Raw genomic sequence first — 21,272 nt, forward strand, 5'->3', positions numbered from 1 at the left:
TGCACCAGCACACGCCCTCGGCGACGTGACGGCGTCCGACAGCACGCTGCGCCGCTTCCTCCACGGGCTGCCCGGCGTCGACACGGTCGGCCTGGCGAGCGTCGGCTCAGCCCGCGAGGATCTCGCGCGCGAGCTTGGCCGTCTCGGTCGGCGTCTTGCCGACCTTGACGCCCGCGGCCTCGAGGGCCTCCTTCTTCGCGGCGGCCGTGCCGGAGGAGCCGGAGACGATGGCGCCGGCGTGGCCCATGGTCTTGCCCTCGGGCGCGGTGAAGCCGGCGACGTAGCCGACGACCGGCTTCGTCACGTTCTTCGCGATGAAGTCCGCCGCACGCTCCTCGGCGTCGCCACCGATCTCGCCGATCATGACGATCAGGTCGGTGTCGGGGTCGGCCTCGAACGCGGCGAGCGCGTCGATGTGCGTCGTACCGATGACCGGGTCGCCACCGATGCCGACGGCGGACGAGAAGCCGATGTCACGGAGCTCGTACATCATCTGGTACGTCAGCGTGCCGGACTTCGAGACCAGGCCGATGCGGCCCGGCTTCGTGATGTCGCCCGGGATGATGCCGGCGTTGGACTGGCCCGGGGTGATGAGACCGGGGCAGTTCGGGCCGATGATGCGGGTCTTGTTGCCCTTCGACTTCGCGTACGCCCAGAAGGCGGCGGAGTCGTGGACGGCGATGCCCTCGGTGATGACGACCGCGAGGGGGATCTCCGCGTCGATCGCCTCGACCACGGCGGCCTTGGCGAAGGCCGGCGGCACGAAGAGGACGGACACGTTGGCGCCCGTCTTCTCGATCGCCTCGGCGACCGTGCCGAAGACGGGGATCTCGTTGCCGTCGATGTCGACGGAGGTGCCCGCCTTGCGCGGGTTCACGCCACCGACGATGTTCGTCCCGTCCGCGAGCATGAGCTTGGTGTGCTTCATACCCGTGGCACCGGTCATGCCCTGGACGATGACCTTGGAGTCCTTGTTGAGGAAAATAGCCATGGCTGTTTAGTCCCTCGTCCCTTACTTCGCAGCCGCGAGCTCGGCGGCCTTGTCGGCCGCGCCGTCCATGGTGTCCACGCGCTGGACCAGCGGGTGGTTGGCGTCCGACAGGATCTTGCGACCCAGCTCGGCGTTGTTGCCGTCGAGACGCACGACCAGCGGCTTGGTGACTGCCTCGCCCTTGTCGGCGAGCAGCTGAAGCGCCTGGACGATGCCGTTGGCGACCTCGTCACAGGCGGTGATGCCACCGAAGACGTTGACGAAGACGGACTTGACGTCCGGGTCGCCGAGGATGATCTCCAGGCCGTTCGCCATGACCGCGGCGGAGGCGCCGCCGCCGATGTCGAGGAAGTTGGCGGGCTTGACGCCACCGTGGTTCTCACCGGCGTACGCGACGACGTCGAGGGTGCTCATGACGAGACCCGCGCCGTTGCCGATGATGCCGACCTCACCGTCGAGCTTGACGTAGTTGAGGTTCTTGGCCTTGGCGGCGGCCTCGAGCGGGTTGGCCGACTCCTTGTCCTCGAGCGCGGCGTGGTCCGGCTGGCGGAACTCCGCGTTCTCGTCCAGGGAGACCTTGCCGTCGAGGGCGATGACCTTGCCGGAGGCGACCTTGGCGAGCGGGTTCACCTCGACGAGGAGGGCGTCCTCCTTGATGAAGGTGTCCCACAGCGTCACCAGGATGTCGGCCACCTGGTCGGCGACGTCGGCCGGGAACTTCGCCTGGGCGACGATCTCGCGGGCCTTCTCGATCGACACGCCTTCGTTGGCGTCGACCGGCACCTTCGCGAGGGCGTCGGGGTTCTCCTCCGCGACGACCTCGATCTCCACGCCGCCCTGAACGGACGCCATGGCGAGGAAGGTGCGGTTGGTGCGGTCGAGGAGGTACGAGACGTAGTACTCCTCGACGATCTCGGGCGCGGTCTCGGCGATCATCACCTTGTGGACCGTGTGGCCCTTGATGTCCATGCCGAGGATGTCCGTCGCGCGGGCGACGGCCTCGTCCGGGGTGGCGGCGAGCTTCACGCCACCGGCCTTTCCACGGCCACCGACCTTCACCTGCGCCTTGATGACGGACTTGCCGCCAAGACGCTCGGTCGCCTCGCGGGCTGCCTCAGGCGTGTCGATGACTTCACCGGCCAGCACCGGTACACCGTGCTTGGCGAAGAGGTCCCTCGCCTGGTACTCGAACAGGTCCACGCGCGTCCGTCCCTATCAGTGATCTCGCGGTTCGTTGTCTGCGTGGGCGTGCCGCGAAGGGCAACGTGACGTCCGCTGTCACAAGGGTGGCGCACACGGTGTCCGAGCGCGCGGCATGTCCGTCTCGCAGGTTATCGCCGTGGGGCACGGGACCCTAAATCGCAGCTCACACCACAGCGGTGATACCTGTCACAGAACGGGCCCCGGACCGGCCCTCACCTGGCCGGGGATCACCCCGTGAGGCCCCTGTGAGCAGCCGCTGAGGACCCCGCGCGGCCCGCCGCACCCCTGGCCGCGGCCCGGTCGGCGGGGGCCCGGGAGCCCGGTCGGGTGGATCCGCCGGCCTTGCGCCGTCCGGGTCTCCCGAACGACCCGGAACCGGTCATACGTGATCAGGACTGAACGGTCTCACCTCGTGTCCGGGATCGGCAGCGGCCGCTTCTCGATCGCCGCCGCCATCACCTCGGGGAACAGATCGGGTGTGCAGGCGAACGCCGGCGCGTCGAGCGCCGCGAGCGCCGCCGCGTGCTCACGGTCGTACGCGGGCGCCCCCTCGTCGGACAGCGCGAGCAGCGTCACGAACTGCACCCCCGACGACTGCATCGCCGCGACCCGCTTCAGCATCTCGTTGCGGATCCCCCCTTCGTAGAGGTCGCTGATGAGGACGACGACCGTGTCGGCCGGTCTGGTGATCTGCGACTGGCAGTAGGCGAGTGCCCGGTTGATGTCCGTGCCGCCGCCGAGCTGGGTGCCGAAGAGGACGTCGACCGGGTCGTCGAGCTGGTCGGTGAGGTCGACCACTGCCGTGTCGAACACGACGAGCCGGGTGGCGATGGACCGCATCGACGCCAGCACGGCACCGAACACGGAGGCGTAGACGACCGACGCCGCCATCGACCCCGACTGGTCGATGCAGAGGATGACCTCCTTCTTCACGGACTGCGAGGCACGCCCGTAGCCGATCAGCCGCTCGGGCACGACCGTGCGGTACTCGGGCAGGTAGTGCTTCAGGTTGGCCGCGATCGTGCGGTTCCAGTCGATGTCGTGGTGGCGGGGTCTGCTGATCCGGGCGCTGCGGTCGAGGGCGCCGGTGAGCGTGGCCCGGGTGCGGGTGGCGAGCCGCTTCTCCAGGTCCTCGACGACCTTGCGCACGACGGCCCGCGCGGTCTCCTTGGTCGTCTCCGGCATGGCCTTGTTGAGGGAGAGGAGGGTGCCCACCAGGTGCACGTCGGCCTCCACCGCCTCCAGCATCTCGGGCTCCAGGAGCAGCGCGGAGAGCCCGAGCCGGTCGATGGCGTCCCGTTGCATCACCTGGACGACGGAGGAGGGGAAGTAGGTCCGGATGTCACCGAGCCAGCGCGCGACCGACGGCGCCGAAGCCCCGAGCCCCGCCGAGCGGTCCCGCCCCGGCCTTCCCCCGCTCCCCTTCCCGTAGAGCGCGCCCAGCGCCCCGTCCATGGCGGCGTCCCGGCCGGAGAGCACGCATCCGGTGCCGTCCGCCTCGTCGCCACCGAGCACCAGCCGCCAGCGCCGCAGCCGCTCGTCCCCGGCACTCAAGGCCGCCTCGCTCATGGAGCCACCCTCACAAGATCGTTGTCGGTGTCCTTGCCGGTGCCGTCGGTGCCGTCGGTGCCGTCGGTGCCGGTTCCCGTGCCGGTGCCGGTGTCCGCTTCGGGGTCGGCGAGCCCCAGCAGCAGGCTCAGCAGCGGCAGAACGGCGTCGGCGCGCCCGGTGTCGAGGTCGGGGGCGAACCCGGGTATGCCGGAGCCGGCACCGGTGGCCTCCGCGTGTGCCCGAGGTGCCGGGCCGCGCCGGACGAGCTCGCCCAGGGTCCTGCGCACCCCCGACTCGTACGCCGAGAACGTCCGGCGCAGCAGTGGCAGCACATCGGTGAACGCGTCGGCGGGCACCCCGGTCAGCCATGTGTCCACCAGCCCGAGCAGCCGCTCGTCGTGCACGAGGAGCATGCCGCCGGAGCCGCCGCCGACGAATCCCTCGATCCACGCGGCCCCGTCCGCGGGCTCCGTGCCCGGCGACAGCACGAGACCCATGAGCCGGGCGGCCTCCTCCTGCGCCAGCTCCCCTTCGTCCAGGAGGAGGCGGACAGCCCGGCCTCTGACCACCCCGGGCACGGTGTCCCGCGCGGCGAGCACCCGCAGTACGGAGTGCCAGCGCCTGCGGATCCCCGAGGGCCCGTCGGTCCCCGAGGTCGCCTCCCCCAGCAGCCCCACCGCCCCGTGCACGGCGTCGAGGTGGCCCCGCATCTCCTCGGCGGCGTCGCTGTCGAGGGAGGCGCAGGCCGGCGGGAGGCCGACGAAGACGCGTTCGGCGAGGCCGGCCGCGACATCGGAGAGAGCGTGGGTGTCCGTGCCGCGTACGTCGCCGTAGCGCAGGGAGCGGACGAGTGCGGGCAGGGCCTGCGCGAGGTGGCCCACGTCCGTGTCGAGGGCGGCGCGGTCGGCGAGCACCCGCATCACCACGGGCAGCGCGTCCGTCAGCTCGGCGAGGAGGCAGCGCTCGGCGAGGGCCGTGACATCCGCCAGTGACGGCGCGCCGACGGCGTCCGCCTCGGCCTTGGCCGTCGCCGCGGACACGACGGTGGTGCCCCACACACCCGCCTCGGCGACCCGCACCGACAGCTCCGGCTCCCAGCGGAGCCGCCAGGTCTCCCGGAAGGTGCCCGTGCTGCCGCGGGACGCCGCGGGCTCGCCCCACGCGACACCCAGGAGCCGCAGCCGGTGCAGCAGGGTGCTGCGCCCCGCGTCGGTCTCCTTGCGCAGGTCGAGCTCCATCTCCCGCTCCAGCGCCTCGGGCTTGAGCCGCAGCCGCCGCTGTGACTGCGTGAGGTCCCGCTGCAACGGCACCGCCGGGGCGGATTCCGGCACCTCACCGAGCACCTCGCCGACCACGAGCCGGTCGCGCACCAGGTCCAGGGGGACGTCCGAGCCCTCGCACATGACGGCGCGGACGGCGTCGGTGGTCTCGGTCAGGCCCGGCAGCGGGCGGCCGCGCATCGCGGCGAGGGTGCCGGCCAGGCGCACGGCCTCGATGACGTGGGCCGACGACACACCCCGGTCCTCGTCGCGCAGCAGTCTGGCCACCTTGGTCATCCACCGCTCGACCGGGCGGTCGGGGGCGCTGAACAGATGCCCGTACCAGCCCGGCGAGTCGATGCCCGCTCCGTACCCGCTGGCGCGGGACAGCCGGCGGTGCGTCCAGGGCACCCAGGTGAGCTGGACCTTGGCCTTGGGCAGCCCTTTGAGGAGTGCCCGGTCGGCGCCGACCGTGGCCCGCTGCCGCAGGGCGGGGACGTGCCAGGCCCCGCACACGACGGCCACGCCGTCACCGAACTCCCGCTGTGCCGCCCGGAGCTGGAGCCGCATGTACGCCTCGCGCACGAGATCCCGGTCGTGTCCGCCGACCCCGTACGCCTCGCGCAGCGAGCCCATGGCCTCCTCCAGCGCGGCGAACGGAGCGAACGGGTCGTCCGCCGCACCGGCCCGGTGCTCGACCACGTCCTCCCACCAGCGCTCAGGGTCGTCGTAGCCGGCGGTCTCGGCGAGCACCGCGAGGGGGTCGATCCGCACGGCGGACGCGTCGGCGGTCCGTCCGGAACCACCGGCCGTGCCGGGCCGTCCGGGATCACCCGGGGAACCGGGGGCTCGCGCCGTGCCGGGATCGTCCGGGGCACCGGGAGCTCCGGCCGCGCCGGGATCCACCGCGGTGACACGGTCCGCCTCCGGCACCCGGTCGCCTCCGGGGACGGGGGCGTCGGGGACGGGGACGCCGGGATTCCCGGCCGGGGGCGGGGTGTCGGAGGGTGCGCTCACCGGCCCGTCCCGGTCGGGTTCCCCTCCGTTCTCCTCGTCTCTGCCCCAGGCCAGGGTGTGGGAGGCCGGGAGGTCGATGAAGCGGGCCTCCACCCCGTGTTCCAGAGCCCACTGGATCGCCACCCACTCCGGCGAGAACTCGGCCAGTGGCCAGAATGCCGAGTGACCTGGCTCGTCGACGACGTGCGCGAGCAGCGCCACCGGGGGCCGCATGTCCTTCTCGGCGGCCAGCGGGACGAGTGCGTCCGCCTCTGGCGGCCCCTCGATCAACACGACCCGGGGTGCCGCCGCCTCCAGCGCCGACCGCACGGCCCGCGCCGACCCGGGTCCGTGGTGCCGCACACCGAGCAGCAACGGCCCCGGCCCCCGGACGACCGCCGCCCGGCCCTCCGGAACGGGCGGCCCGGCTTCCCGTTCGGCACTCACGCGCTCACCTCGCGGCAGGCGCGGTAGAAGTCCTTCCAGCCGTCCCGCTCGCGGACGACCGCTTCCAGATACTCCTGCCAGATGACGCGGTCGGCGGCCGGGTCGCGCACGACGGCGCCGAGGATGCCGGCGGCGACGTCGCCCGCCCGCAGCACGCCGTCGCCGAAGTGGGCCGCCAGAGCGAGGCCGTTGGTGACGACGGAGATCGCCTCGGCCGTGGACAGAGTGCCGCTGGGCGACTTCAGCTTCGTCCGGCCGTCGGCCGTGATCCCGTCGCGCAGCTCCCGGAAGACGGTGACGACACGGCGGATCTCGTCGACGCCGTCGGGCACGGCGGGCAGGTCGAGGGAGCGGCCGATCTGGTCGACCCGGCGCGAGACGATCTCGACCTCGGCGTCGGCGCTCTCCGGCAACGGCAGCACGACCGTGTTGAAACGACGGCGCAGGGCGCTGGAGAGTTCGTTGACCCCGCGGTCGCGGTCGTTGGCCGTGGCGATCAGGTTGAACCCGCGGACGGCCTGCACCTCCTGGCCCAATTCCGGTATCGGCAGGGTCTTTTCGGAGAGGATCGTGATCAGGCTGTCCTGCACGTCGGCGGGCACACGCGTCAGTTCCTCGACGCGGGCGGTCATGCCCTCGGCCATGGCGCGCATGACGGGGCTCGGCACGAGCGCGTCCCGGCTGGGCCCGTGCGCGAGCAACTGCGCGTAGTTCCAGCCGTACCGGATGGCCTCCTCCGGTGTGCCGGCCGTGCCCTGCACGAGCAGGGTCGAATCACCGCTGACCGCGGCCGCCAGGTGCTCGGACACCCACGTCTTCGCGGTGCCGGGCACACCGAGCAGGAGCAGGGCCCGGTCGGTGGCGAGCGTCGTGACGGCGACCTCGACGATGCGGCGCGGCCCCACGTACTTGGGAGTGATCACGGTTCCGTCCGGCAGGGTGCCGCCCAGCAGGTAGGTGGCCACGGCCCAGGGCGACAGCAGCCAGCGCTCGGGGCGGGGCCGGTCGTCCTGCGCCGCGAGCGCGGCGAGTTCGGCGGCGAAGGCGTGCTCGGCGTGCGGCCGCAGCGGCTCGCTCGGCCGACTCGCCTCCTTCTCTCCCGCAGGTGCGTCAACGGACGTCGGTTCAACGGACACGGACATGCCTCGGTCCCCCTCCAGCTCGGCCGGTTCGGATCTGGTTCCACCGTGCACCACGCCACTGACAATGCGCTCTGACCTGCACAAATGCGCTCGCGAGGATCGATTGTCAGTGGTGGGTCCTACCTTCGATCGCATGACACAGCAGGCGGTGCGCTGGACGGCGGATCAGGTGCTGGCACTGGCGCCTGACGCCGCGTCACGCAAGGCGGGGAGCAAACTCGGCGCGGCCGGACCGTGGTCCGAGGCGGGCAGTACGGAGGAGGGGACGGTATGGGGACTGTGCAGGGGAAGCGGCAGCAAGCCGTATCAGACGGTCGTGGACATCGCGGATTCGGCGGGTCCCGCTTACAAGTGCAGTTGTCCGAGCCGGAAGTTCCCGTGCAAGCACGCGCTGGGACTGCTGCTGCTCTGGGCGGGCGCGGACGGAGCGGTGCCGTCCACCCAGGCGCCGGACTGGGCCGCCCAGTGGCTGGAGGGCAGACGCAGGCGCGCGGAGAGCAGGAACTCGCCGGACGGGGGATCTGGAGCCGCCTCGCCGGGTGATCCCGAGGCGGCCCGGCGCAGGGCCGAACGTAGGGCCGAACGGATCACCGCGGGGGCGGCCGAGCTGGAGCAGCGACTGGCGGACCTGCTGCGCGGCGGCCTCGCCTCCGCCGAGCGTGCGGGGTACGGGATGTGGGAGGAGACGGCGGCCCGGATGGTCGACGCGCAGGCACCCGGTCTGGCGGCGCGTGTGCGGGAGTTGGGGGCGATCCCGTCGTCGGGACCGGGCTGGCCCGTGCGACTCCTCGAGGAGTGCGCGCTGCTGCATCTGCTCGACCAGGGCTGGCTGCGGCGCGAACGGCTGCCGGACGACCTGGCCGCGACGGTCCGTTCCCGCGTCGGGCTGCCCGGCTCCGCGGACGGCCCGCCGGTGCGTGACCGCTGGCTGGTTCTCGCGCAGTACGACACGGCGGACGCCCGGCTCACGACCCGCAGGATCTGGCTGTACGGCGCCGAGTCCGGCCGCACGGCCCTGCTCCTGTCCTACGGCGCGGCGGGGCGGGCACCCGAACTGGCGCTTCCGGTGGGGCTGGCTTTCGAGGCGGAGCTGTCCGCGTACCCGGGCGCCGGCCAACCGCGGGCGGCGCTGGGCGAACGGTTCACCGCCCCGGCACCCTCGGCGATACGGCCCAAGGGGCTGACCACACCCCAGGCCGCCGCCCGTTACGGAGAAGCGCTGCGCGCCGACCCGTGGCTGGACTCCTGCCCCGTCACCCTGGAGCGGGTGATCCCGACCCCGGACGGCGAGGCATGGCAACTCGCCGACGCCGATGGCGAGTCGGCCCTCCCGCTCAGCCCCTCCTCGCGGTCCCGGCCCGAACTGTGGCGCCTGGTCGCCCTGTCCGGCGGCGCGCCGGTCACGGTCTTCGGCGAGTGCGGCCACCGCGGCTTCACCCCGCTGACGGCTTGGCCACAGGGCGAGGGCGAGGCCGTACCGCTGTGCTGACCTTCGTACGGAAAGGACGCTCATGACCACCACACCGGCTTCGGCGGGCACGCCCGTCGGCGGTTCCTGGGAGGAGCTCGTCACCGTGGCGCTGCTCGGTACGGAGCGGCGCGCGCTTCCGGGACAACAGCCCGGGCGGCAGGCTCCGGTGGCGCTGCTGGACGCGGCGGCCGTGGAGACCGTACGGCGGCGGGCCGGGGTGCGGCCGGCGCGGGCGGCGGCCCGTCCGGAGCCCGCGGCGCCGGACCCGCGGACCCCGCTCCCGCCCGCCGCGGCCCGCAGGCTTTCGACCCTGCTGGCGGACCGCCCCGGCACGGGAGGCGGCGGCCGCAGAGGCGCGGCGCCCGACCTCGTCGAGCTGCTGCCCCAGTGGCTGGCCCTGGCCAACGCACGCGGTTTCGCCGCACCCCCGCAGGCCCTTCCGGCGCTTCTCGACGCGGCCCGGGGGCGCACGGACCTGCGGCCCGCCGCCCTCGCCTTCGCCGGGCCGCGGGCACTGTGGCTGGCCGGGCTGAACCCCGAGTGGCGGTTCGCGCTGCGCACCTCGCCGGGCGGCGCCACCACGCTGCCGGAGGCGGCCGACGACGTACAACGGCTGTGGCAGGAGGGGCTGTTCGCGGAGCGGGTCGCGCTGCTGGCGGCGGTACGGGCCAAGGACCCGGCCGCCGGACGCGCCCTGCTCGTCGCGACCTGGGCGACGGAGCGGGCCGAGGACCGGCTGATGTTCCTCGACTCCCTCCGGTCCGGACTGTCCGCCGAGGATGAGGCGTTCCTCGAAGGGGCGCTGGGCGACCGCAGCCGCAATGTGCGGGCGACGGCGGCCGAGCTGCTGTCCGCCCTGCCCGGGTCCGCGCTCGCCGCGAGGATGGCGGACAGGGCCGCCTCGTGCGTGGCCGTCGACCATACGCGGGACACCCCGGTGATCACGGTCGAGGCGCCGCACGAGTGCGACGCGGCGATGGAGCGGGACGGGGTGGTGGCCAAACCCCCGGCCCGCCGTGGTGAACGGTCCTGGTGGCTGGGCCAGCTCGTCGAGGCGGCACCCCTCTCGGTCTGGGTCGACCGGCTCGGCGGCCGTTCGCCGGAAGAGGTGGTGGCCCTGCCCGTGGCGGACGGCTGGCAGGGGGAACTGCACGCGGCGTGGTGCCGGGCGGCGGTGCGGCAGCGCGATCCCGCGTGGTCGAGGGCGCTCCTCGGGCCGCCCTCCGCTCCGGAGGCCGGGGGGCCGGGGGCGGTGTCACTGGCCGAGCGGGCCAAGCTGCTCGCCACGCTGAGCGCCGGGGAGCGGGCCGACTGGGTGGCCGGGTTCATCGGTACGCACGGACTGTCCGAGGCGTTCCAACTGCTCGGGGTGTGCGCGGTGCCCTGGGCGGGGGGCCTGGGGCGGGCGGTGGTGGACGCGCTCGACATCGCGCGGGACGCGGGGAGCTTCCCGTGGAGCTTCAGCGGGGTGATGGGGTTGGCCGAGCGCTGCCTCGACCCGGCGGAGGCGGGGCGGCTCGAAGGTCTCACCTCGGTCCCCGACGAGTCGGAGCACGCGGCGCCGGGGTCCGGGGACTACTGGGCCGAGGCCTTCCAGCGGCTCGTGACGACCCTGCGGCTGAGAGCGACCATGTCCGCCGAGCTCACGCCGCCGTGACCGTGGCTCGCGGAGAACCTGGCGACGCCGAGATTCTCCGGCGCCGAACCGCTCCGGCGCCGGAGATGTCGAAGGTCACCGGCACCCGCGCGGGACAGCGCGGACACCCGGGGCCACGGAGGACGCGGCGCGGGCACCGGCGGTCACGTGCGCCGGTGCGGGTGCGGGCGCCGGCGGTCACGTGGGCCGGTGCGGGCACGGGCGCCCAGCAGTCACGTGGGCCGACGTCAGCGCGAGCGCCCGACGATCACACGGCTTGGCGCAGGCGCCCGGTCACGCGCCGGCGGGCTGCCTGACGTTCGCCCGGACCCAGTCCACGATGGACACCGTCGTCGCGCCCGGGGTGAAGATCTCCGCGACGCCCTTCTCCTTGAGGGGGGCGATGTCCGCCTCGGGGATGATGCCGCCGCCGAAGACCTTGATGTCCTCGGCCTCGCGCTCCTTCAGGAGGGCGATGACGGCCGCGAAGAGCGTGTTGTGGGCGCCGGACAGGATGGACAGGCCGATCGCGTCGGCGTCCTCCTGGATCGCGGTGTCGACGATCTGCTCGGGGGTCTGATGAAGCCCGGTGTAGATGACCTCCATACCGGCGTCGCGCAGCGCCCGCGCGATCACCTTGGCCCCACGATCGTGGCCGTCGAGCCCCGGCTTGGCCACCACCACGCGGATCGGACCGGCTGCCACACCCATCACTGCCTCCATGAACGGACTACTTCAACCTGCACCGACGAGGACTGCCGACACATGCCGCGACGACCACCATCGGACCACGACCGACAACTGGTCGAGGATTCACCGATTGATTCAGCGGTCGATTCACCGATTGACCAGTATTGACTACCCGTTGTCACCAACAGGCGTCCGTCGATCGTGCCGACTACTGACCATCGACACATATCGCTCAGTTTTCCGCTCGCCACACCGGATCACTCCGGATCACCGATCGCGCCAAGCGGCACAGGCGTCCCGGGCCCTTTCGGCCCGGGAAGTGAACGAACGTTATCGCCAGCATCCCGCAACCGGCAGTTTCGCGGTGGAGACCGAGGGGGAAATCACACACTGGGACAAGTTCGCCGCGCACGGTTCCGTACCGCGGCACTGGCGCCGCAGGGATCTGCGGCGTACAGGCCTCGGCCGGAGCAGGCGCAAGAAGAGCCGCGACCAGGTGGCCGCACATCGCGTCGTCAGCGGGACGGCGTGGTGCTGGGGCACATCGGCGACGGCACGACAGCGGGGAGCGAGGCCGGGCAGCAGGACCGCGGGAACGCGAGGGCGACTCCACGCCACGACACGACGTCGGCGCATCCAGCACGGCGGACCGTCGGGGAGCCGGGGTCGGCGTCGTGTACCGCGCGCCCTTCGCCGAGCACTCCGCAGCGTCACCGGTCTCACACCCGGGGACGTGTCGTCGGCCGCCACCGTCGCCGACGTCACGGCTTTCCACTAGGGCACACGGGGGACGGAGTGGTCCTCCCGCGTGCCGACTGGAGGTCGGCCATGAAGGTGACCGAGGCTGCGTCGCCCTTTCTCCCCCTGTGCCAGCGCCTGTTTCCGACGAAGCTGGCCGGGCTCTCGGTGGCCCTGCTGAAGGCCACGGCGCTGGAACTCGCGATCCTCGCCGGGCACCTCCTCCTCTATCCCTCCGGCATCACGCAGGAACGCCGCACCGGACACCCGCTTCCCTCGCCCGACGTGGCCGCCACGCTGCCCACCGAGGCCAAGCCCCCGGTCGTCCTGCTGCACGGCTTCATCGACAACCGCTCCGTCTTCGTCCTGCTGCGCCGCAATCTCGCCCAGCACGGCAGGCAGCACATCGAGTCCCTGAACTACTCGCCGCTGACGTGCGACATCCGTACGGCGGCGGAACTGCTGGGCCGGCACATCGAGGAGATCTGCGAGCGCACGGGCCATGACCAGGTGGACATCGTCGGGCACAGCCTCGGCGGGCTGATCGCGCGCTACTACGTGCAGTGCCTCGGCGGCGACACCCACGTCCGCACCCTCGTCACGCTCGGCACCCCGCACTCGGGCACCCGGGTCGCGCCGCTGATGAACGCGCACCCGATCGTCCGGCAGATGCGCCCGGGTTCCCCCGTGATCGAGGAACTGACCGGCCCCGCCCCGGGCTGCCGTACGCAGTTCGTCAGCTTCTGGAGCGATCTCGACCATCTGATGGACCCGCTGGAGACGGCCTGTGTCGAACACCCCGACCTGCTCGCCCAGAACGTCCGCGTGAGCGGTGTCGGCCATCTCGCGCTGCCCGTGCATCCGGCCGTCGCGACCGGCATCCGGCAGGCACTCGACATCGAGGTGTCCGGACCCCGCGCCGTGGCCCGCATCAGCGGCCTCACGGTGGCGTGACGGGCGGCCACACGGTGGCGCGGGGCGGCACAGAAAGGATCCGAGGCGGCACGGAAGCGGTCCGGGACGGCACGGAAGGGATCCGAGGCTGCACCGAAGCGGTCCGGGACGGCACGGAAGGGATCCGAGGCTGCACCGAAGGATCCGAGGCTGCACGAAGCGGTCCGAGGGCGGCCGTCGGGAGGGCTGACGGCCGCCCGACGGCGCTTCCGTGGACAGAAATTCTCGAACGCTTATCGAACGCCAGGCCAAGGCCTCGCCCGCCCTCCCCCGAAACACGGCCGAATGCCCGTTTCCTGCGAAGGGGAAACCTGCCGAAGATTGTCGCGCCCGCATACCGACGGGTACAGTCGCCGCACTGCTCTGCCAGCCCCTGTTGTCGAGGCGAAAGAGAAGTTGGTGAACGACCGTCACCCGTCGGGGATCGCGACTCCCCCGGCCCCGGCTTCCGACGCCGCATCGGCGTCCTACGCGCCCTACGGCGCGCAAGAAGCCCAGTACGGCGGCGACTTCACCGCGTACGGCGACCACTCCGCCACGGCCTTCGACTCGGGCGCGACGACCATGGGCACCTACGCCGGCTCGGACTTCGCCGGCGACCCGCTCTTCGGCACCATGCCGGGCGGGGCCGGCACCGGCTCGTACGACGCCACCCAGTGGAACGCGGGAGTCCAGCAGCCGATGGGCTACGACCCGTACGCGGCGCAGCACACCGCCTACGGCACCGGCGCCCACAACACGACGGCCTGGACGAACGGCTACCAGCAGCTCACCGACATCCCCGCGCAGCATCCCGGCCCCGACGCCTCGGGCCAGTGGGACGCGAACGCCTGGGTCCAGCCCGAGCAGCCGCTCGACGGCACCCAGCAGTGGACCGTGCCGACGCAGGAGACGGGCGCGTACGACGCCACGCAGTGGAACAGCGCCGGCGGCCAGGGCACCTACCAGGCCTACGAGCACCCGCAGACCGAGACGTACGAGCACTCGGGGACGGAGCCGTACGACCGGCCGGGGCCGGAGTCCGCCTCGTACGACCATGAGCTGACGCGGGTCGACATGACGTACGAGGGGGCGTCCGACGCGACGGACGCGGTGCCCTTCGACCAGCAGGCGACCGCGACCTTCGACCAGGCGGTCCACGGGCACCTCGATACCGGCGGGAACGAGGCCGGGTTCGACACGTCTGAGGACTTCGCGGAAACGGACGGCCCCGACGAGGGCTACGACGACCACGACCCGTACGACGAGGGTCGCGAGCGGCCGCTGCTGGAGGACCAGGAGGAGATCACCCCGGTCCGGCATCCCGCGACACGGAGTGGTTCCCGTGCCCGTCGCCGCAGCCCCGCGAAACGTTCCGCTCTGCTGACCGTCGCGGTGCCCTCGGCCTGCGTCATGGGGGTCGCGGGGATCGCCGCCGCCTCCGTGGGCGGTGTCGGCGGCCTCGGCGGGAACGACTCGAAGGACACCACTGCCAGCGCTCCCGACGCGACCTCGGTGAAGCCGTCGGCCGCCAACGTCAAGCTGGACACCCAGCTCCAGAGTCTGTCCGCGGGTGCGGACGACTTCGCCGACCGGGCGAGCCGCACGCAGGAACGTATCGACCTCAAGGCACAGCAGGCGACGGAGAAGAAGAAGGCGGCGGAGCAGGCGGCCCGCAAGGAGCGGCTGCGTCCGAAGTTCGCCCTTCCCGTGGCGCAGCAGGGCCTCAGCGCCTACTTCGGCCAGGCCGGCGTCAACTGGATGTCCGTGCACACGGGCATCGACTTCCCCGTCTCCTACGGGACGCCGGTGATGTCCGCGACCGACGGGACCGTCCGGACGCAGTGGAACAGCGCGTACGGCAACATGATGATCGTGACCGCGATGGACGGCACGGAGACGTGGTACTGCCATCTCTCCACGTACCAGGTCGCCTCCGGCACCACCGTCAAGGCCGGTGACCAGATCGCCTTCTCCGGGAACTCCGGCAACTCGACCGGCCCGCACCTGCACTTCGAGGTCCGCCCGGCCGGCGGTTCGGCGATCGACCCGCTGCCGTGGCTGCGCAGCCACGGTCTGGACCCCACGTAAGAAGCCGGATCCCGGTCAGGGACCCGGACGCCGTGTGACCCCGGGCGGGAACCCGGCGCCCGCGGCCCCGGCCGTCCGTCTCCGGACGGCCGAGGGTCCTGTGAACGGTCTCGCGGACTACAGCTTCTCCACCGGCGCGTACCGCAGCAGCAGTCGCTTCGGCTTGGGCTCTCCGAAGTCGACCGTCGCCTCCGCGTTCGCGCCCGTCCCCTTCACCCCGACGACGGTGCCGAGGCCGAACTGGTCGTGCGTGACGCGGTCCCCGACGGCCAGCGAGACCACCGGCTTCTCGGTGGCACCGCGGCGGGTGGCGAACCCGGAGGCACCCGAGGCCGCGGACCGCGAACGGGAGGACGAGAGGGAGGCGGCGACACCGGAGACGGGACCGGCGGGCCGGGGTGCCGTCGCTCCCGTGCGCTTCCAGTCCAGATGGGTCGCCGGGATCTCCTCCAGGAAGCGGGAGGGCGGGTTGTACGAGGGCTGCCCCCACGCACTGCGCATCGAGGACCGGGTGAGGTAGAGCCGCTCCCGCGCGCGGGTGATGCCGACGTACGCCAGGCGCCGCTCCTCCTCCAGCTCCTTGACCTGTCCGAGCGCGCGCATGTGCGGGAAGACGCCGTCCTCCATGCCGGTCAGGAAGACCACGGGGAACTCGAGGCCCTTGGCGGTGTGCAGGGTCATCAGGGTGATGACGCCGTTGCCGTCCTCCTCGTCCGGGATCTGGTCGGAGTCGGCGACGAGCGCGACCCGCTCCAGGAACGCGGAGAGCCCGGCCGGGGTCTCACCCTCGCCGGCCTCCTGCTCGAACTCCAGGGCGACGGCGGCGAGTTCCTGGAGGTTCTCGATCCGGGTCTCGTCCTGCGGGTCGGTCGAGGCCTGCAACTCGGCGAGATAGCCGGTGCGTTCGAAGACGGCCTGCAGGATGGTGGCCGGGCCCGCGCCGGACTCGACGATCGTACGGAGGTCCTCCATGAGCGTGTTGAACCGCTTGACCGCGTTGGTGGAGCGCGCGGCCATGCCGTAGGCCTCGTCGACGCGGCGCAGCGCCTGCGGGAAGCTGATCTTCTCGCGCTGCGCGAGGGCGTCGATCATCGCCTCGGCGCGGTCACCGATGCCGCGCTTGGGCACGTTCAGGATGCGGCGCATGGGGACCGAGTCCTCGGGGTTGGCCAGCACCCTCAGGTACGCCAGGACGTCCCGGACCTCCTTGCGCTCGTAGAAGCGGACACCGCCGACGACCTTGTACGGCAGGCCGACGCGGATGAAGACCTCTTCGAAGACACGGGACTGGGCGTTCGTACGGTAGAAGACCGCGACGTCGCCGGCCCTCGCCTCGCCCGCGTCGGTGAGACGGTCTATCTCGTCGGCGACGAACTGGGCCTCGTCGTGCTCGGTGTCCGCGACGTAGCCCGTGATGTTCGAGCCGGCGCCGGCGTTGGTCCACAGGTTCTTCGGGCGGCGGGACTCGTTGCGCTCGATGACCGCGTTGGCGGCGGTCAGGATCGTCTGGGTGGAGCGGTAGTTCTGCTCCAGCAGGATCGTCGTCGCGTTCGGGTAGTCCTCCTCGAACTGGAGGATGTTGCGGATGGTCGCGCCGCGGAAGGCGTAGATCGACTGGTCCGCGTCACCCACGACGCACAGTTCGGCGGGCGGCAGGTCGTGCTCGTTGGGCGGTACGTCCACGGGGTGCTCGGAGGTCCCCACGAGTTCCCGGACGAGGGCGTACTGCGCGTGGTTGGTGTCCTGGTACTCGTCGACCAGGACGTGCCGGAAGCGGCGGCGGTAGTGCTCGGCGACGTCCGGGAAGGCGCGCAGCAGGTTGACCGTGGTCATGATCAGGTCGTCGAAGTCGAGCGCGTTGGCCTCGCGCAGCCGCGACTGGTACATCGCGTACGCCTGGGCGAGGGTCTTCTCGAAGCCGTCGGTGGCCTGGGCGGCGAAGTCCTCCTCGTCGATCAGCTCGTTCTTCAGGTTCGAGATCTTGGCGCTGAACGACTTCGGCGGGAACCGCTTGGGGTCGAGGTCGAGATCACGGCAGACGAGGGCCATCAGACGCTTGGAGTCGGCGGCGTCGTAGATCGAGAACGACGAGGTGAAACCGAGCTGCTTGCTCTCACGGCGCAGGATGCGGACGCAGGCGCTGTGGAAGGTCATCACCCACATCGCGTTGGCGCGCGGGCCCACGAGCGCCTCGACGCGCTCCTTCATCTCGCCCGCGGCCTTATTGGTGAAGGTGATCGCGAGGATCTGGCCGGGGTGGACCTGGCGCTCGCCGAGCAGGTGCGCGATCCGGTGGGTGAGCACGCGGGTCTTGCCCGAGCCGGCGCCGGCCACGATGAGCAGCGGCGAGCCGGAGTGGACCACGGCCGCGCGCTGGTTCTCGTTCAGTCCGTCCAGCAGGGCCGCGGGGTCCACGGCGGGCCGGGGCGCGCCGTCCCGGTAGTACGAGTCCCGGCTCGGCGGCAGGTCGAACTTCCCGCCGAACAGATCGTCCGGAACCGGCTCCGGTACGTGATCGTCCTCGGGCGGCGGCGGGTGTTCGTCCTCGTGGGCCGCGGAGGGCTTGAGGTTCGCCAGGAAGCTGTCGTCAAAGAGGCTGCTCATCGCTCTCCGAGTCTAGGCCGCCCCACTGACAGCCCGCCGCCACCCCGAGAACTCGGCCCGAAGTCGTGACGAGGCGACCGGCGGACACCAGGGGTGACCGCTTTCCCCGCCGACACCTCACCTTTCCCCGCCGACACCGCACCCCGTAACAGCACGCGACATTCACGTCACCCGGCGTGAGACCGGGTCGGCCGATGGGTGCGCGGGCCGCTCCCGGCGGCGCGTGCGGCAATGGTCACGAAAATGTATCGGACGTATCGGGCATCAACCTTCACACGGGCCACACCGGTTGGCTAGCGTGCTCGAAGGCCGCTCGACCGCATCCGGCGAACACCGCCGGGCCGGGCGGCCTCCGCCGAATCCGGTGCGCCGCGAGGCCCCGGAGCCGGGGACCCACCGACTTTGGGGTGAATCGGTCCAACCGCCTCGTGGGGCACGGACCGTAGGGCAGCCTTCCGGAACCTCCCGCCCGAACCCGACAGCTAACTCGGCAGGCGGATGACGGAAGGAGTCGCCTCTCTTGGCGTCACACCGCAAGGCGCGTCCCACCGGTGCGCGCATCGCAGGCATACGGACCCCCGCCCTCGCCACGGCGGCCCTCACCTCCGTGGCCCTGCTCTCCCAGACCGCCAACGCCGCGCCCTCGGCCGAGCCCCGGCCCAGCATCGAAGCGGTCTCGAAGAAGGTCGACGACCTCTACCACCAGGCCGAGACCGCCACCGACAAGTACAACGCGAACCGGGAGAAGACCGCCAAGCAGCGCGAGCGCGTCGACACCCTGCTCGACGACGTCGCGCAGCGCACCGAGAAGCTCAACAGCGCGCGCGAGGAGCTGGGATCGTTCGCCGCGGCGCAGTACCGCACCGGGGCCGCCGCACCCAGCACCGCGACCCTGCTGCTCGCGGACAACCCGCAGGACTACTTCGACCAGACCCAGCTCATGAGCCGTCTGACGAACCGCCAGAAGGCGGCCGTCGACGACTACGTCACGGAGCAGGCCGCCACCACCGAGAAGCGGACGGAGGCCACCGAGAGCCTGGAGTCGCTGACCGCCTCGCAGAAGGAGCTCAAGACGTCCAAGGCCGCGGTGCAGCGGAAGCTCACCGAGGCCCGCGACCTGCTCTCGAAGCTGAACGCCGAGGAAAAGGCGCGGCTGGCGGCGATCGAGAAGAAGAAGCGGGATCAGGCCGCGGCCAAGGCGGCGGAGCTGGCGAAGCAGCAGGCCGCCGCCGAGAAGGCCGCGCGGGCGCAGCCGTCGTCGGACAGCACGGATGCCCCGGCCGCCGGCTCGACGACCGGGTCGTCGACGGGATCGACGGCCACGGGCTCCTCGTCGAAGGCGGCCGAGGCGCTCGCGTTCGCCCGCGCGCAGGTCGGCAAACCGTACGTCTGGGGCGCCACCGGCCCGGACTCCTACGACTGCTCGGGCCTGACCCAGGCCGCCTGGAAGGCCGCCGGCGTCAGCCTCCCGCGCGTCACCTACGACCAGGTGAACGCCGGCACGACGGTCTCCCTCGCCGACGCCCGGCCCGGCGACCTGGTCTTCTTCTACGACGACATCAGCCACGTCGGCGTCTACATCGGCGACGGCATGATGATCCACGCGCCGAAGCCGGGAGCGTACGTCCGCGAGGAGTCGATCTACTACGACGGCACCTCGGCGATCCACAGCGTGGTGCGCCCGGCGTAGCCCGGGACCTGGAAGCCCCTCGCGCGGGGGCACGCGTGCGAGCTCTCCCGATCTCCGCGCGCGTGCCCCGCGTTTTCGTCGCCGCCCGCGCGTGGCCCGCCCGCAACCGCTCCGCGGGTCCCTAGCATCGACGCATGCCAGATACACCGGACATGACGGGCACCATTCCGCTCCGCTCCTGGTGGGCGGGGTGGGCGCCCGCCGCCGGGGCCGCCGTCATGTCCACCGGCATCCTCTCGATCGGGCTGCACCTGACCGGCTACGAGGTCCTGTCCCGGATCGCGCTGTTCCTCGCGTCGCTCGCCTGGGTCGGGCTCGCCTCGGACTTCCTCGCCCGGCTGGTGGGCGACCGGGCGCAATGGGCGCGACGCGCCGGCACTCCCGCCGGGCTCGACGCGGTCGCGGCGACCACCGTGCTCGGCACCCGGTTCTCCACACTGGGGTGGCGGACGCTCGCCGAAATCCTGCTCGCGCTGTCGGCCGTGCTCTGGCCCGTCCTGCTGCTGACCGTCCTGCGGCACTGGCGGCGCCGTATGGCGGGAGAGGTGTTCCTCGTCTGCGTGGCCACGCAGGGGCTCTCGGTCCTCGGCTCGACGATCGCCGGCGAGGTGGGCTCGGACTGGCTCGCGCATGCCGCGATGACGCTGTTCTGGGCGGGGATCGCGCTCTACGTCCTCTCGCTCGCGAACTTCGACCCGTGGGAGGTGCGGAAGGGCGCCGGGGACCACTGGATCGCGGCCGGCGCGCTGGGCATCTCGGCGCTGGCCGGAGCGGGACTCGTCGTGGCGCACGACGTGAATCCGTATCTGTGGAACAACGACGACCAGGGCGTCCTGCGCGCCACGACCGGCGCGCTGCTCGTGCTGGACCTCGCCTGCTACTTCCTGCTGGCCGTCGCGGAGGTGGTGTGGCCGCGCCCGCGGTACGACGTACGGCGCTGGTCGTCCGTCTTCCCGATGGGGATGTCGGCGGTGGCGACCCTCGCGGTCTCGGCCGCCCTCGACGTCTTCTGGCTCAAGGGGACCGGACAGGTGCTGCTGTGGATCGCGGTGGCGGCGTGGCTCCTGGCGGTCGCGGGCACCGCTCTCGCCTTCAGATCCGGAGTACGGCGATGACGCGGCCGCCAGGTCCGCGCGTCACGGGAGCGAGGCCGCCGGTCAGGTCCGCCGTTGCCGGGGTGATTCGCCGGTCAGGTCAGCAGCCGTAGGGGGATGTGCGCGCCGGTCAGGTCCACAGGACGGCGATGAAGATGTTCGTGACGGTCAGCAGTCCGACCAGGCCGAAGAGGCGCTTGTCCACCGTCTCGTCGTCCCGCTTCACATAGACGAGCCCGAGGATCACGATCAGCAGGGCCAGCTTCACACCGATCTTGACGGTGTTGACCGTGCCGCCGTCGGCCTGGTTGAGCCCGACCAGGGCGACTCCCGTCACCAGCATGGTCAGCGCGCCGTGCAGCATCGCCGGGACGAAGCGGGCGGTGCCCCTGCCCATCGCCTTCATCTGTGTGAGGAAGCCGCCGAGGAGCGCGGCGATGCCGATGATGTGCAGGCCGACGAAGAGATGGATGAGTACGCCCATGGGACCGGAGCCTAATCGCACCCCCTGACGCCCCCGCCGACCGGACCCCTCCCGACCGGGCCGCCCCTTCCTCCACTCTCTCTCCACCGGACCGTCGCGTGTCACCCATAGCACCAACACCGTACGAACTGTCCGGGATTCGCCGATTCGGTCATGACCCTGCGTGAAGCCGATGCCGTACAGACAGGATCTTGGCCACATTTGGTCGCCCGTCGATCCAATCGCGATAGTTCCGTACATAGCGTTACCAAC

The 21,272-nt window shown here is 71.8% G+C and carries 14 protein-coding genes and 1 riboswitch; of the genes, 6 read left to right on the forward strand and 8 right to left on the reverse strand.

Annotated elements, in window-relative coordinates:
- Nucleotides 1–106 precede the first annotated feature (106 nt).
- The 5 genes from sucD to ACFXGX_RS37900 form a co-directional block, all read right to left on the reverse strand.
- The gene (gene sucD, locus ACFXGX_RS37880; RefSeq protein WP_329301294.1) at nucleotides 107–991 is read right to left on the reverse strand and encodes a succinate--CoA ligase subunit alpha; all 885 of its coding nucleotides are present in this window, start codon (nucleotides 989–991) and stop codon (nucleotides 107–109) included.
- Nucleotides 992–1,012: 21 nt separating this feature from the next.
- Entirely contained in the window at nucleotides 1,013–2,191 is a 1,179-nt protein-coding gene (gene sucC / locus ACFXGX_RS37885) for an ADP-forming succinate--CoA ligase subunit beta (RefSeq protein WP_384801227.1), read from the reverse strand.
- A gap of 408 nt (nucleotides 2,192–2,599) precedes the next feature.
- Nucleotides 2,600–3,763 (reverse strand): VWA domain-containing protein, encoded by a 1,164-nt coding sequence (locus ACFXGX_RS37890; protein WP_384801230.1) that lies wholly within the window; start codon nucleotides 3,761–3,763, stop codon nucleotides 2,600–2,602.
- The gene (locus tag ACFXGX_RS37895) at nucleotides 3,760–6,375 is read right to left on the reverse strand and encodes a DUF5682 family protein (RefSeq protein WP_384801274.1); all 2,616 of its coding nucleotides are present in this window, start codon (nucleotides 6,373–6,375) and stop codon (nucleotides 3,760–3,762) included. Before ACFXGX_RS37895 ends, ACFXGX_RS37890 begins: the two co-directional genes overlap by 4 nt.
- A 68-nt stretch (nucleotides 6,376–6,443) precedes the next feature.
- Nucleotides 6,444–7,589 carry an AAA family ATPase gene (locus ACFXGX_RS37900; RefSeq protein ID WP_384801233.1) on the reverse strand — a complete coding sequence of 382 codons (1,146 nt, stop codon included), beginning with the start codon at nucleotides 7,587–7,589 and terminating at the stop codon, nucleotides 6,444–6,446.
- 133 nt (nucleotides 7,590–7,722) lie between these two features.
- Here ACFXGX_RS37900 and ACFXGX_RS37905 point away from each other — a divergent pair, with 133 nt between their 5' ends.
- Nucleotides 7,723–9,078, forward strand: a complete 1,356-nt coding sequence (locus ACFXGX_RS37905) for an SWIM zinc finger family protein (RefSeq protein WP_384801236.1) — start codon at nucleotides 7,723–7,725, stop codon at nucleotides 9,076–9,078.
- Nucleotides 9,079–9,100: 22 nt separating this feature from the next.
- Nucleotides 9,101–10,717 carry a DUF5691 domain-containing protein gene (locus tag ACFXGX_RS37910; protein WP_384801239.1) on the forward strand — a complete coding sequence of 539 codons (1,617 nt, stop codon included), beginning with the start codon at nucleotides 9,101–9,103 and terminating at the stop codon, nucleotides 10,715–10,717.
- A gap of 273 nt (nucleotides 10,718–10,990) precedes the next feature.
- Here ACFXGX_RS37910 and ACFXGX_RS37915 read toward each other — a convergent pair whose 3' ends face one another.
- Nucleotides 10,991–11,407 carry a cobalamin B12-binding domain-containing protein gene (locus ACFXGX_RS37915; RefSeq protein WP_037626795.1) on the reverse strand — a complete coding sequence of 139 codons (417 nt, stop codon included), beginning with the start codon at nucleotides 11,405–11,407 and terminating at the stop codon, nucleotides 10,991–10,993.
- An 807-nt stretch (nucleotides 11,408–12,214) separates the two neighbouring features.
- Between ACFXGX_RS37915 and ACFXGX_RS37920 the strand changes: the two genes are divergently transcribed.
- Together ACFXGX_RS37920 and ACFXGX_RS37925 are read left to right on the forward strand one after the other, a co-directional pair.
- On the forward strand, nucleotides 12,215–13,078 hold the full coding sequence (locus tag ACFXGX_RS37920; protein WP_384801242.1) for an esterase/lipase family protein: 864 nt from the start codon (nucleotides 12,215–12,217) through the stop codon (nucleotides 13,076–13,078).
- A gap of 285 nt (nucleotides 13,079–13,363) precedes the next feature.
- Nucleotides 13,364–15,148 carry a M23 family metallopeptidase gene (locus tag ACFXGX_RS37925; protein WP_384801245.1) on the forward strand — a complete coding sequence of 595 codons (1,785 nt, stop codon included), beginning with the start codon at nucleotides 13,364–13,366 and terminating at the stop codon, nucleotides 15,146–15,148.
- Between the two features lie 117 nt (nucleotides 15,149–15,265).
- Here ACFXGX_RS37925 and pcrA read toward each other — a convergent pair whose 3' ends face one another.
- Nucleotides 15,266–17,752: a DNA helicase PcrA gene (gene pcrA / locus ACFXGX_RS37930; protein WP_384801248.1), complete on the reverse strand. Its 2,487-nt coding sequence runs from the start codon at nucleotides 17,750–17,752 to the stop codon at nucleotides 15,266–15,268.
- Nucleotides 17,753–18,095: 343 nt separating this feature from the next.
- Nucleotides 18,096–18,265, forward strand: a riboswitch (cyclic di-AMP (ydaO/yuaA leader).
- Nucleotides 18,266–18,272: 7 nt separating this feature from the next.
- Here pcrA and ACFXGX_RS37935 point away from each other — a divergent pair.
- Both ACFXGX_RS37935 and ACFXGX_RS37940 read left to right on the forward strand, forming a co-directional pair.
- On the forward strand, nucleotides 18,273–19,442 hold the full coding sequence (locus ACFXGX_RS37935) for an NlpC/P60 family protein (RefSeq protein WP_384801250.1): 1,170 nt from the start codon (nucleotides 18,273–18,275) through the stop codon (nucleotides 19,440–19,442).
- Nucleotides 19,443–19,576: 134 nt separating this feature from the next.
- Nucleotides 19,577–20,557, forward strand: coding sequence for a tellurite resistance/C4-dicarboxylate transporter family protein (locus ACFXGX_RS37940; RefSeq protein ID WP_384801252.1), 981 nt, complete (start codon nucleotides 19,577–19,579; stop codon nucleotides 20,555–20,557).
- 109 nt (nucleotides 20,558–20,666) lie between these two features.
- On the opposite strand, the gene ACFXGX_RS37945 is transcribed toward ACFXGX_RS37940, so the two are convergent.
- Nucleotides 20,667–21,020 (reverse strand): hypothetical protein, encoded by a 354-nt coding sequence (locus ACFXGX_RS37945; RefSeq protein ID WP_384801254.1) that lies wholly within the window; start codon nucleotides 21,018–21,020, stop codon nucleotides 20,667–20,669.
- Between the last annotated feature and the right edge of the window lie 252 nt (nucleotides 21,021–21,272).

This window comes from Streptomyces sp. NPDC059371 (assembly GCF_042751995.1).
GTDB lineage: Bacteria > Actinomycetota > Actinomycetes > Streptomycetales > Streptomycetaceae > Streptomyces.